Below are 12,466 nucleotides of genomic sequence, written 5' to 3' on the forward strand. Positions count from 1 at the left end.
GATGGCTGATGTCACCGTGACCGCCGTCCCCGCTAGCGACGCGGCCAAGCCGAAACCGAAGCAGCGGATTCCGTTTCTCGTCTGGTGCGGGCTGGTCTGGATCGCCTTCATCATCGTCGTCGCGCTCTTCGCGGACTGGCTGACGCCCTACCGGTTCACCGCCTACGACCTGCGCAATCGGCTGGCCTTGCCCTTCCACCCGCTGCACTGGCTTGGCACGGATGAGCTCGGCCGCGATGTGCTCTCGCGCCTGATCATCTCGGTACGGATCTCGCTGCTGGTCGCGTTCGGCGCGACCATCATCTCGGCCGTGCTGGGGACATTGATGGGTTTCCTCGCCGCGCATTTCCGCGGGCTCGTCGAGCAGATCGTCTTGATGCTGGCGGATTTCCAGGCGGCGATGCCCTTCCTGATCCTGGCGCTGTCGGTGCTCGCCTTCTTCGGCAACGCGCTGCCGCTCTTCATCGGCCTGATGGGGCTCTATGGCTGGGAGCGCTATGCCCGGATCGCGCGGGGCCTCGCCATATCGGCCGGAGCGCAGGGCTATGCCGGCGCGGTCCGCCAGATCGGCGCCTCGCCGGCGCGCGTCTACCTGAAGCACATCCTGCCCAATATCGCCTCGACCCTGATCGTCTCGATGACGCTGACCTTCCCGGAAGTGATCCTGCTCGAAAGCGGCCTATCCTTCCTCGGGCTCGGCGTGCAGCCGCCGATGACCAGCCTCGGCAACATGGTCGGCTATGGCCGCGAATACCTGACCCGTGCGCCCTGGATCATGCTGGCGCCGGCCTTCACGATCGTGCTGACGACGCTCGCCGTCAGCCTCGTCGGCGATTGGCTGCGCGACAAGCTCGACCCGACGCTGCGCTGAATGGATCATTCGGCTGCCGCCATGATGGAGCCTTCGGCCTGCTGATCATTCAGAGCGCCGGAAAGCGGACATGAAAAGAGGAATGCGACAGGCCAGGCTCCTGTCGGTGCTGGCCTGCGGGCAGCAATTCCTATCGCTTTCTCAGACGCCTGGCCTTATGTCGAGCGCCCGATCAGCCGGTCCTCGACGTTCTGAAGATGCCGGCGCATCGCGTCGGCCGCCCCCGCGGGTTCCCGATGGGCGATGGCGTCGACCATCCTGTCATGATCTTCGAAACTATGGTGGTCGCTCGGTGGGCTGCCATGGCTCGGCCGCGGTCGCCCCCAGGTGACGGCCCGGCGCACGGCGTTCAGCGTGTCGAACAGCGCGAGCAGGATGGGGTTGTGCGCAGCCTCTGCGATCTGGTGGTGAAAGCGCGCGTCGTAAGCCTCGTACTCGCGCCAGGTCGTCGAGGTGCGGCAAGCCTCGTTCAACTCGGCAAGCGTCGCGATTTCTGCCGCCGTGGCATTGATTGTCGCGAGGCGGGCGAGTTCCGGCTCGAGTGCTATGCGCGCCTTCATCACCTGGATCGGGTTGCTGCGTTGCGCCAGATCCGAGATGTCCACCAACTGCGGCGGCCGGGCTCCGACGAAGGTACCCTTGCCGACATGGCGCCAGAGCTGCCCCTCGCGCTCGAGTACGGCCAAGCCCCTGCGCAATTCGGCACGCTTGACGCCGAGCATCTCGGCGAGCTCCCGCTCGGGTGGCAGCCGCCCATCATCCGGGAGCCGCGCGGAGGCGAGGAAACCGTAAAGCTGCGTCAGCACCCCCGAATGGGCGGTATCGGCCGGAGGGGTGACTTTCTGATCCATCATGACGTGACCGGCGGCAGGTATGTCCTCTTGATTCCACGGATCACCGGTGATTGCAACCATTATGAAATTGGTTGGAGCAATGGCGTTCAGAAGACCGCCGTGTCGGGATTATTTCGAAAAATTGCGGCCTTGACACGATCAATTCGTCACATGACACTGCCCAAATAAAAATTGGTTGCGACCAGATCGCGCAAGAGACCAATGAAAATCATGGGAGGAGACAGGTCATGAAGCCCTTGGGAGGAAGACTGTCAGCCATGTTCGGTGCCGCTGCCGTCGCGGCCGGCCTGATATTCGGAAGCATGGACGCGCAGGCACAAAGCAAGGTCCGCATCGCATTGGGAGACGTGCTGTCGACCGAGACGCTCGCCATGGTGATCGCGCTCGATCGTGCCAAGGAGAAGGGTGTCGACTACCAGGTGACGCATTTCTCGAAGGAGGATCTCGCCATCCAGGCCGTGATCAACGGCCAGGCGGATCTGGGCATCGGCACGCCCTATGCCGTGGTCCAGAAGAGCAAGGCGCCGCTGCGCGTGCTCTTCCAGGGCACGCGGCTGGTCTTCTTCCCGGTCGCCGACAAATCCTACAAGTCGTGGAAGGACATGAACGGCCAGCCGATCACCTTCCACGCCCGCGCGACGGGAACGGAAGCCATTGGCAACATCATCGCCAAGCGCGAAGGCATTCAGTTCGGCGAGCGCAGCTATGTGCCCGGATCCGAGAACCGGATCATCGGCATGATGAAGGGCCAGATCAAAGCCACGGTCGTCGACCTCGCCAACAAGAACCTGCTGCTCGAGAAGGCGGGCGACCGCTTCCACGTCCTGCCCGGCGTCAGCGAGCCCGCCTCCGACGAGACCCTGTTCGGGCAGATCGAGTGGATCAAGAAGAACGAAAAGCAGGTGGACATCATCGTCACCGAATTCCTGCGGCTCTGGCAGGAAATGGCGGCCAATCCAGGAATCGTCGAGCAGGAGCGCAGCAAGCGCAAGCTGATGGCCGATCAGCCGAAGGAGGTGCTGGAGGGCATCACCAAGTTCTACACGATGGCGACCAAGGAAGGCGTCTATGCGCCGACCGGCGGCAGCGCCGAGATCGCGAAGGCGGATTTCGAGTTCTACACCGAGGCTGGGCAGATGCAGGGGCCGGCTGCGGAGCTGAAGGTCGACGACTTCTGGTATCTCGCGCCACTCGAGCGGGCACGCAAGGCGCTGGGCAGCTAGGCCGAGCTCGCGCCCTGTCCAGCCAACCGGCACGCCGGGCGCTGACGGTCCGGCCTGCCCCTTGCTGCGCCTCACAAGTGGAGTGACCTCCCTTGCAGATATCCAACCTTTCTACCGCTCTCCCGACGCGTCGTGCGCCTCCGGCCAGCGACTGGCGCGATGTGCTGATCCACCCGCTCGTGCTGCGTCTTCTTTCCTTCGCGGCCGTGCTTGCGCTCTGGGAATATGCCGGGCGCATTCCGTTGAGCCCGGCCTTCCCGACCTTCCTCGAAACCATGGGCGGGCTCGGCGCAATCATCGCCGATGGAACGCTCTCCAAGGCCTTCCTGATCACGCTCCACCCGCTCGTGATCGGCCTTGCCGTGTCCGTCCTGCTCGGCGTCGGGCTCGGCGTGCTGATGGGCCTGCACGAGCCTTCGGAATGGCTGATTGCGCCGCTCTTCATCATCGCGCAGGCGGCGCCGCTGGCGGCGCTCATCCCGATCCTGACCTTCGCCTACGGCATCGGACTCACCGCGAAGATCATGACCGTCTGCATCATGGCGATGCCGGTCATCGTGCTGAACACGCTGGGCGCAGTGCGCAACACGCCAAAATCGCTTCTGGAAATGAGCAGATCCTTCCTCGCCAGCCGCAGCCAGAGCATCCGCCTCGTCATCCTGCCCGCGGCGAGCCCGATGATCTTCGCCGGGCTGCGGCTCGGCTGCGCAGCCGCCTTCATCGGCGTGATCCTCGCCGAACTGCTGATCACGCCGACCGGCATCGGCGACGTGATCTCCTATAACCAGTCGGTCGCCGACTATCCCAAGATGTACGCGGCCATTCTCGCCATCATCGTGTTCTCGGTCCTGTTCATCGAGCTGCTCGAACGGATCGAACTCGTCCTGTTCCGACCGGAGAGCCGCGCATGAATCCGAACATCGCTCCGGCCGAGCCACGGCAGACGCCCGGTCCCGCGCCGCTCCTGCCCCACGCCACCCGGCCGATCGTCGAGGTCAAGAGCGTCTCGAAGACCTATGCCGGCGGCATCGAGGCGCTCAGCGGCATCTCGCTGGACTTTCCGGAGGGGAGGCTGACGACCCTGCTGGGCCCGTCTGGCTGCGGCAAGACCACGCTCCTCAAGATCATCGCCGGCCTGATCCCGGCCAGCGCCGGCCAGGTCTTCGTCGACGGCCGCGAGGTGAGGGGGCCGGGGCCTGAACGCGCCTTCGTCTTCCAGGATTTCGCGCTGATGCCCTGGGCCAGCGTCATCCGCAATGTCGCCTTCGGGCTCGAACTGCGCGGTGTCGCCCATGGCGAGCGCGAGGCGATCGCCGAACGCCAGATCGCGCGTGTCGGCCTCAAGGGCTTCGAGCGGAAATATCCGCACGAGCTCTCGGGCGGCATGCGCCAGCGCGTCGGCCTTGCCCGCGCGCTCGCGGTTGACGCCAAGGTCGTGCTGATGGACGAGCCGTTCTCGGCCGTCGACGAGCAGACGCGCCGCAAGTTCCAGGAGGAGCTGCTCGAGCTCGTCGCCAATGAAGGCAAGTCCTTCATCTTCGTGACGCACAGCATCGAGGAGGCGGTCTATGTCTCCGACCGGATCGCGCTGCTCTCGCGCCGACCGAGCCGCGTCTCGGCGATCATCGAGCCGAAGATCATCCGTGACGGCGACCCCGACAAGATCAGGCGCGACAGCGCCTATCTCGATGTCGTCGAGGAGATCTGGCAGCAGCTCAAGCACTATCTGGACTAGGAGGCGGCCATGGTCATTTCCGGCATCCGCCTTCCCCTGATGACGTCGCTCATCGTCTGGGCCGTGATCTGGGAGATCGCCGGCCATACCGAGGCCGGCTTCATCTTGCCGCCGCTGTCGCGCGTCATCTGGCGCGTCTTCGAGATCGTCCCGACGGCGTCGTTCCTCGACGCGCTGCTGATCACCGGCCGCGCCTTCCTCTTCGGCAATGCCATCGCGATCGGCATCGGCGTCCCGCTCGGGATCCTGATGGGCCGCTCGGTCATCGCCGACCGGCTGCTGCTGCCCTGGGTGAACCTCTTCCTCTCCGCCCCGCTCAGCGCGCTGGTCCCGGTGATCATGGTGCTGTTCGGCCTCGGCGAGACGACGATCATCCTCACCGTCGTGCTGTTCTCGATGTGGATCATCGTCCTCAACACGCGCGCCGGCGTCCGTGCCATTTCGCCCTCGCTGGTCGAGATGGCCCGCAGCTTCGGCGCCACTGCCTGGCAGGCCTTCAGCCGGATCTATGTCTGGGCGGCGCTGCCCGAGATCCTCGCCGGGATCCGGCTCGGCATGATCCGCGCGGTCAAGGGCGTGATCATCGGACAGTTGCTCGTCTCCGTCGTCGGATTCGGCACGCTGTTCGAGATCTACCAGTCGCACTTCCTGATGGAGCATTTCTGGGCGTTGCTGCTGGTGCTCTTCAGCTTCGCCTTCACCCTCAACGAGTTGCTGGCCGGGCTCGAACGTCGGTTCGCCTATTACGCCGCCTCGCGCTGACCCATCCTCTTGCCAACGAAGGATCCTGCAAGATGAACATCGCCACGCCTCAGAACCATGTCATCCAGACCCCGGCGCCGGTTTCGCTTCCCGTGCGGGGGACGCAAAGCCGCTTCCCGGTCCACCGCATCTATTGCGTCGGCCGCAATTACGCCGCCCACACGATCGAGATGGGCGGAGACCCGAACCGCGAGGCGCCCTTCTTCTTCCAGAAGAACCCCGACAACGTCGTCCTCGATGGCGCCGATTTCCCCTATCCGCCGCGCAGCAGCAATGTTCACCACGAGATCGAGATGATCGTCGCGCTCGCCAAGGGCGGCAAGGACATTCCCCTCGAAAGCGCGCTCGACCACGTCTACGGCTATGCCGTCGGCCTCGACATGACCCGGCGCGACCTGCAGGACGAGTGCAAGAAGGCGAGCCGGCCCTGGGAGATCGGCAAGGCCTTCGAGCATTCGGCGCCGATGGGCGAGATCGTTCCGGCGAGCGCGATCGGGCACCCTGAGAACGGGGCCATCTGGCTCAAGGTCAACGGCGAAATCCGCCAGCAGGGCGACCTCAACAACATGATCTGGAAGGTGCCGGAGATGATCTCCTACCTTTCCGGCCTGTTCGAGCTGCAGCCGGGCGACCTGATCATGTCGGGCACCCCTTCCGGTGTCGGTGCGATCGTGCGCGGCGACGTGATGGAAGGTCATATCGAGGGCATCGGCACCCTGCACACCAAGGTGGTCTGAGCGACAGCGACTGCGGCCCGTGAAGGCGGGTCGCAGTCGTTGACACTACCGCGGAAGGGGGAGGCCCTGACCAAGTTGTCGACGGATGGTTCGACCTCTGACCGAGTATCTAGCTCCAGCTCGTCCGCGCGATATCGTCGCAAAGTTGGCGCGCGAACTGTTTGGCCGGTGCGCTCAACGCGCGCTCCGAGGCTGTCAGCAGGCCGATGCGGCCGCGATTGATCGCCTGTGAGGCAAAGGGGCGCCAGACCAGTTCGCCCAGTTCCAGCTCTTCCAGGAAGCCGAGCCGGGTGAAGAAGGCGATGCCCATGCCCAGGCGGATCGAGCGCTTCAGCATCTGGATCGAGTTCGAGGTCAGGCGCGGCACGAGCCCGGCGCGGAACGCCGCGAAATCCGGATCGATATCGGCCGAGCGCGGCAGCGGCCCGGCCTGGGCCAGGAACGGGTAGGCCTTGGCTTCGTCGAAGCTGATGCTGGCCTTGCCGGCGAGCGGATGGTCGAACGGCATGATCACGCCGAGCGGCGCCTTGATCTCGGCCAGAAGCTCGGTGCCCTTGTCGATCTGGCCGACGAAGGTGAAGCCGATATCGGCGCGCCCATCGATCAACTGGTCCGGCACCTCCTGAGGCGCGACAGCCAGGACGGTGAAGACGACGGCGGGGAAGGCCGTCCGGAAACGGTCGATGGCACGGGGCACGAAGTCGATCAGCAGCGAGTCCACCGCCGAGATCGTAACATGCCCCGAGCGCGCCTCGCGCAGATCGTCGATCGCGACGCGGACGCGGTCGAAATCATGGAAGGTCGCGGTGACATGGCGCAGCAATAATTCGCCGGCTGCGGTCAGTTTCATGCCCGACGCCTGCCGCTCGAACAGCGGCGTGCCGAACTCGGCTTCGAGCTTGAGGATCTGCCGGTTGAGGGCGCTGGCGGCGACGTTCAGCTGGTTCGCCGCCTTGCGGACCGAGCCGCGCCGGGCCGTCTCGCGAAAATAGGCGAGGGCAGCCGCATGCATCGCTGATTTAGCCGTGCTTGGCGGGCCAGGCCGCGACGACGGGATGATCGACCTGGCGTGTCGTCTTGGCATCGGCGCCACGCGGCGAACCGAGGCCGCTGATCTCCGGGCCGAAATAGGCGCTGTTCACCGCGATCCACCTCGTCAGCTCGTCCGGGATCCGGTCATCGGCATAGATCGCCGCGACCGGACAGACGGTTTCGCACAGGCCGCAATCGATGCATTCGTCGGGGTGGATGTAAAGCGTGCGCCCGCCCTCATAGATGCAGTCGACCGGGCAGGCGTCGAGGCAGCCGCGGTCCTTCACATCGATGCAGGCGTCGGTGATGACGTAGGGCATGGCGTCAGCGCCCCGTCCAGACCGGCTTGCGCTTCTCGACGAAGGCGCGCACGCCCTCGTGCGAATCCGCGGAGTTCAAGGCCTCGACCAGCGCCGGCAGGCGCAGGCTCTGCGCGTCGGCCGCCGTCAGATGCGCACTGCGCCGCACGACCTGCTTGGTGGCGCGCAGCGAGAGCGGGGCGCAGACCAGAATGTCGGCGAGCCAGCGCTCGACCGCCGCATCGAGCTCGGCCAAGGGCACGACCTCGTTGATCAGGCCGAAGCGCAGCGCCTCGTCGGCCTTGATGCGCCGGCCGGTGAGCAGCATGCCCATTGCGGCACGATGCGGAATCTGGCGTTGCAGCAGGGTCATTCCGCCATCGAGGGGCAGGCGCCCGACACGGGCCTCGGGCAGGCCAAAGCTGGCATGCTCCGCCGCCACGACGAGGTCACAGCCGAGCACCATCTCGAAACCGCCGCCGACCGCATGGCCGTTCACCCGGGCGATGACCGGCACGTCGAGCGTCTCGCGCAGCGCGATGCCGCCGAAGCCACCAGGGCGCGGCGCCGCCCAGTATTCCAGGCCGGACATGCCGCTGCCGGATTTCATGTCGGCCCCGGTCGAGAAGGCGCGCTCGCCGGCGCCGGTCAGCACCACCGCACGGATGTCGCGGTCCTGTTCGATCGCCGTCCAGATCCGCTGCAGTTCGGCTTCCGTCGCCTGGTCGACGGCGTTCATCACCTCTGGTCGGTCGATGGTGACCCGTGCGACGTGCTCCCGGATTTCGAACAGGACGCTCATCACTCGGCCGCCCGCATGGCGCCTGCGGCGACCTCGGCGCGCACCGCGTCGGTATCGCGTCCGAGCGAAGGCGGCGCTCGCCGGATCGCGACCGGCGCCTCCGACATGTGGATCGGCGACCCGACCACCTTGATCCGCTCGACCTCGCCATCGCACTCGATCACCATCTCGTTGATCGCGGTCTGCTCGTCGGCCAGGGCCTCCGCCAGCGAGCGGACAGGCGCGCAGAGGAGGTCGACCTCCTCCAGCCGGGCGAGCCAATAGGCCGTCGTGTTGGTGGCGAAGCGCGCGCGGAAGATGTCCTGGAGCGCCGTCTTGTTGGCGACCTGTCCGGCGAAGTCGGCAAAGCGCGGGTCGTGGCCGAGATGCTCGACGCCGAGGGCCGTCGAGATGTCGCCCAGGGGATCGGCCTTGAAGGCGCCGACCATGACGAGCGCGCCGTCGGACGTCGGAAACACCCCGGAAAGCGGCATGGCACCCCAGTTGACCTCGCGCCCGCGCATCAGCTGGGCTGCGGCCTCCTGCGTCTGCGCCGCGAGCATCGAATCGAGCAGCGAGACCGAGATCTGCTGGCCGCGCCCGGTCTTCTGGCGCTGCAGCAGCGCCAGCAGCACGCCCTGGACCAGGTGCATGCCGGCCGAATAGTCCGCGAAGGTGGTGGCGTGAACCGCGAGCGGCTGGTCGTCGTTGGAGCGGCGATGCATCACGCCGCTCATCGCCTGGGCCAGCACGTCCTGCCCGCCCTTGTGCGCATAGGGACCGGTCAGGCCGTAGCCGGTGCCGACCGCGTAGATCAGCCGCGGATTGAGCCTGGCCAGAGCCTCGTAGCCGAAGCCGAGGCGCTCCATCACGCCGGCGCGGAAATTGTTGACGACGACATCGGAGGTGCGGGCGAGTTCGAGCACGAAATCGCGATCCTCCTGCTGGCGCAGGTCGAGCGTCACCGAGCGCTTGTTGCGGTTCAGCGAGCAGAAGACCGGGCCGAGCAGGCCGGCGGGGTCATTGGGGAAGGCGGTCCGCGAGAGATCGCCGGAACCGGGCCGCTCGATCTTGATGACGTCGGCGCCGTAGTCGGCCAGCATCTGTGTCGCGACCGGACCCATCATCACCTGGGTGAAGTCGATGACGCGCACCCCGGCGAGCGGCAGGTTGTCAGGGGTGGTCATGCGGCTTTCTCCAGGAATGTGGCGTTGGCGGATGGGCGGTCGCCGGGGTCGCCACCCTGGGCGCGGACGCGCTCGCAGATTGCGGCGGCCTGGACCGCGCGAGGCGGAATCCTGCCAGCGACCGCGAGCGCCGCGGCGACGCCGGCCGACTGGCCCATCGCCATGCAAGGCGGAATCTCGCGCGACTGCTTCTGCGCGGCTTCGGTCGCGGAATAGTGCCGGCCGGCGACGATCAGGCCGTCGATGCCCTTGGGCAGCATCGCCCGGTAGGGCGTGTAATAGTCGCGGCCGCGCGCCACGGTATCGGCGAAATGGACGCGGTCCATGACGTCTTCCTTGGTGACGACATAGTCGCCCTCGAGCAGACGGGTCTGGCGCACGCCGAGCTGCGGCGCGACATCGACGACGACGGCGTTGGCGAAGCCCGGCATCCTGGCGCGGACGAACTCGACCAGCGCGTAGATGCGCTTGCGGCCGAGGAAATCGGCCTTGGTGATGTCTTCGACCGAAAGGCCGTCCAGCCCGGTCATATGCGGGCAATTGCACCAGACGATCCCTGGCAGCGGCGTCTTAAGCCACCAGAAATCCCAGGAGCCGCCCATGATGCGCTTCGCCTCGCGGTCGATCTTGGCGTAGGTTTCAGGTTCCTCCAGCGCGAAGCGTTCGGCTGCATCGGTGTCGACGCCGCCGAGGCGGAAGACCGTGGTCAGGATGTAGGAGCCGTGCACGAAAGGCGCGCCCGCAGCGGCGGCAACGTCGAGATCGCCGGTCGCGTCGATCACGACCTCGCCCATGATCGCCTGGCGGCCCTGCTTGGTCTCGCAGATCACGCCGGTGGCACGGTTGCCCTCCATCACCGTCCGCGAAAACCAGGAATGCAGGCGGACATTGACGCCGGCCTCCTCGATCATATCGTTGGAGACGCGCTTCCAGCCGTCGGGGTCGAAGGCGGCGGCCATCACGATCGGCGCCGGCTTGGTCTGGGCGCGGAAGTCGAAGGCGCCCCAGCGCGCCCATTTGCGATAGAGCTCCCAGCTCTGGCCGCGCTCCTCCGGCTTCGGGTAGACGCAGGCGCCGACAGCCTCCATCCGCTCGATCATCTCGCTGCAGATGCCGATGGTGGTGACCTCGTCGCCATTGTGCATGTCGTCGAGCACCAGCACCATGCCGCCGGCTGCGAGCCCGCCGAGATAGGGATAGCGCTCGATCAGCGTGACCGAGGCGCCCTCGCGCCGGGCGGCGATGGCGGCCGAGAAGCCGGCGGGCCCACCGCCGACGACGACCACGTCGGAGCGAGCGACGATCGTGGCCTCGCCCGGATCGTCGGCGATGCGCTCGTGAGCGTGATGCTGGGTCATGCTTGCCTCCCGATCAATGGTTGTTGGCGGGCTGCCAACGCACGACCAGCCGCTCGACGGCGACGATCGAGACGAAGAACAGCACCGAGAAGGCCGAGCCGACGAGCACCGTGGCGTAGAGCATGGCCGAGTCGAAATTGTAGGTGGACTGGATGATCAGCGCGCCGATGCCGGTGGTGGAGCCGATCCACTCGCCGACGATGGCGCCGATCACCGCCGTCGAGGCTGCGATCTTCAGGGCCGAGAACAGATAGGGCAGCGAGTTGCGCAGCCGCAGCTTGAAGAAGATCTCGGTCTTCGAGGCCGAGAGCACGCGCATCAGCTCCATCGCCTGCGGGTTCACCGACTCGAGCCCGCGCACCATGTTGACCAGCGTCGGGAAGAAGCAGATCAGCGCAGCGATCGCGATCTTCGGCTCCATGCCATTGCCGAGCAGAAGCACCAGGATCGGCGCTTTCGCGACCACCGGGATCGTGTTGACGAGGACGACGACCGGGAAGAACGCCTCCTCCATCGCCTTCTTGTGAACGAAGACCGTGGCGATCAGGATGGCGGCGATGTTGCCGAGCAGAAAGCCCGAAAAGGCCTCGATCGCCGTCGGCAACAGGTTGAGCAGCAGGATATCGAGCTTGGTCCAGAGCGTCGTCAGCACCAGCACCGGCGAGGGCGCAATGAACGGCTTGACGTCGAAGAACCAGATGACGAAGGCCCAGAGTGCGATCGCGCCGGCAATGCCGGCTACCGGCAGCAGGCGGCGGCGCCAGAGCTGGCGCCGATGCGATTGGCGATAAGCCGCTTCGGCCGCGGCGAGCCCGGGATCGGTGCCGGCGAGATCGAGCGTGGTCAATGGCCCCTCCCCAGCGTGTCGCGCAAACCGGCGGCCATGGCGACGAATTGCGGCGTCTCGCGAATGGCGAGGTCTCGGCCGCGAGGCAGATCGACGGTGGTAAAGGAGGCGACGCGGCCGGGGTTCGCCGCGAGCACCAGCACCTGCTCGCCGAGATAGAGCGCCTCATAGACCGAATGGGTGACGAACAGGATCGTGGTACCGGTCTCCTGCCAGATCCGGCGCAGCTCCTCGTTCAACCGGTCGCGGGTGATCTCGTCGAGGGCGCCGAAGGGCTCGTCCATCAGGAGCAGCTTCGGCCCGCCGAGCAGTGCGCGCGCGATGGAGACACGCTGGCGCATGCCGCCGGACAGCTCATGCGGCAGGCTGTTCTCCCAGCCTTCGAGGCCGACGAGCTTGAGCAATTCGCGCGGCGTCGGCGCATTGGGCGGCAGCGTGCGCTTGCCGCCGACCTCGAGCGGCAATTCGACGTTCTCCAGCGCCGTCCGCCAAGGCAGCAGCGCGGCGTCCTGGAAGACGAAGCCGAAGCTGCGCGCCTGGCGTGCTTCCTCCGGACGCATGCCGAAAACCGAGACATGCCCACTGCTGGCCGCGATCAGGTCGGCGACCACCCGCAGCAAGGTCGACTTGCCGCAGCCGGAGGGGCCGAGCAGGCTCAGAAAGCCGCCGGAGGCGACGTCGAAGGAGACGCTGCTCAAGGCGGTGACGGTCCGCCGATCGGTGACGAAGCGGACACTGACGTTCTGGCAGGCGACGGCGGATGCTGGCACGGGCATGAAC

Annotated in this window: 14 protein-coding genes; 6 read left to right on the forward strand and 8 right to left on the reverse strand. The window is 66.3% G+C overall.

The genetic code is table 11. The annotated features are described in order from the left end of the window. Position 1: 1 nt before the first annotated feature. On the forward strand, positions 2-871 hold the full coding sequence (locus tag AC3WLC_RS07275; RefSeq protein WP_493683266.1) for an ABC transporter permease: 870 nt from the start codon (positions 2-4) through the stop codon (positions 869-871). 155 nt (positions 872-1,026) lie between these two features. Here AC3WLC_RS07275 and AC3WLC_RS07280 read toward each other — a convergent pair whose 3' ends face one another. Further along, positions 1,027-1,785 carry a FadR/GntR family transcriptional regulator gene (locus AC3WLC_RS07280; RefSeq protein WP_493683267.1) on the reverse strand — a complete coding sequence of 253 codons (759 nt, stop codon included), beginning with the start codon at positions 1,783-1,785 and terminating at the stop codon, positions 1,027-1,029. 242 nt (positions 1,786-2,027) lie between these two features. On the opposite strand from AC3WLC_RS07280, the gene AC3WLC_RS07285 reads away from it, so the two are divergent. The 5 genes from AC3WLC_RS07285 to AC3WLC_RS07305 all read left to right on the forward strand — a co-directional run bounded on the left by AC3WLC_RS07285 (position 2,028) and on the right by AC3WLC_RS07305 (position 6,182). Then, entirely contained in the window at positions 2,028-2,948 is a 921-nt protein-coding gene (locus AC3WLC_RS07285; RefSeq protein WP_493683268.1) for an ABC transporter substrate-binding protein, read from the forward strand. Between the two features lie 92 nt (positions 2,949-3,040). Next, positions 3,041-3,859, forward strand: a complete 819-nt coding sequence (locus tag AC3WLC_RS07290; RefSeq protein WP_493683269.1) for an ABC transporter permease — start codon at positions 3,041-3,043, stop codon at positions 3,857-3,859. Continuing rightward, positions 3,856-4,683: an ABC transporter ATP-binding protein gene (locus AC3WLC_RS07295; RefSeq protein ID WP_493683270.1), complete on the forward strand. Its 828-nt coding sequence runs from the start codon at positions 3,856-3,858 to the stop codon at positions 4,681-4,683. The genes AC3WLC_RS07290 and AC3WLC_RS07295 overlap by 4 nt, the downstream gene beginning before the upstream one ends. A gap of 9 nt (positions 4,684-4,692) precedes the next feature. Next, complete coding sequence (locus AC3WLC_RS07300; RefSeq protein WP_493683271.1) at positions 4,693-5,445, forward strand: ABC transporter permease; 753 nt, start codon at positions 4,693-4,695, stop codon at positions 5,443-5,445. Between the two features lie 32 nt (positions 5,446-5,477). Further along, positions 5,478-6,182 (forward strand): fumarylacetoacetate hydrolase family protein, encoded by a 705-nt coding sequence (locus AC3WLC_RS07305; protein ID WP_493683272.1) that lies wholly within the window; start codon positions 5,478-5,480, stop codon positions 6,180-6,182. Positions 6,183-6,291: 109 nt separating this feature from the next. On the opposite strand, the gene AC3WLC_RS07310 is transcribed toward AC3WLC_RS07305, so the two are convergent. From AC3WLC_RS07310 to AC3WLC_RS07340, 7 genes are read right to left on the reverse strand one after another with little or no spacing between them, the layout of a single operon-like run. Beyond that, on the reverse strand, positions 6,292-7,194 hold the full coding sequence (locus tag AC3WLC_RS07310; protein WP_493683273.1) for a LysR family transcriptional regulator: 903 nt from the start codon (positions 7,192-7,194) through the stop codon (positions 6,292-6,294). A 7-nt stretch (positions 7,195-7,201) separates the two neighbouring features. After that, positions 7,202-7,534, reverse strand: coding sequence for a ferredoxin (fdxA, locus tag AC3WLC_RS07315; protein ID WP_092161470.1), 333 nt, complete (start codon positions 7,532-7,534; stop codon positions 7,202-7,204). Between the two features lie 4 nt (positions 7,535-7,538). Then, positions 7,539-8,315, reverse strand: coding sequence for an enoyl-CoA hydratase-related protein (locus AC3WLC_RS07320; protein WP_493683274.1), 777 nt, complete (start codon positions 8,313-8,315; stop codon positions 7,539-7,541). Further along, on the reverse strand, positions 8,315-9,481 hold the full coding sequence (locus AC3WLC_RS07325) for a CaiB/BaiF CoA transferase family protein (protein ID WP_493683275.1): 1,167 nt from the start codon (positions 9,479-9,481) through the stop codon (positions 8,315-8,317). Before AC3WLC_RS07325 ends, AC3WLC_RS07320 begins: the two co-directional genes overlap by 1 nt. Further along, positions 9,478-10,839, reverse strand: a complete 1,362-nt coding sequence (locus AC3WLC_RS07330; protein ID WP_493683276.1) for an FAD-dependent oxidoreductase — start codon at positions 10,837-10,839, stop codon at positions 9,478-9,480. The genes AC3WLC_RS07325 and AC3WLC_RS07330 overlap by 4 nt, the downstream gene beginning before the upstream one ends. Positions 10,840-10,852: 13 nt before the next feature. Next, complete coding sequence (locus AC3WLC_RS07335; protein WP_493683277.1) at positions 10,853-11,686, reverse strand: ABC transporter permease; 834 nt, start codon at positions 11,684-11,686, stop codon at positions 10,853-10,855. After that, positions 11,683-12,462 (reverse strand): ABC transporter ATP-binding protein, encoded by a 780-nt coding sequence (locus AC3WLC_RS07340; RefSeq protein ID WP_493683278.1) that lies wholly within the window; start codon positions 12,460-12,462, stop codon positions 11,683-11,685. The genes AC3WLC_RS07335 and AC3WLC_RS07340 overlap by 4 nt, the downstream gene beginning before the upstream one ends. Positions 12,463-12,466 lie beyond the last annotated feature (4 nt).

The sequence above is a fragment of the Allobosea sp. GW821-FHT03A12 genome, assembly GCF_058986765.1.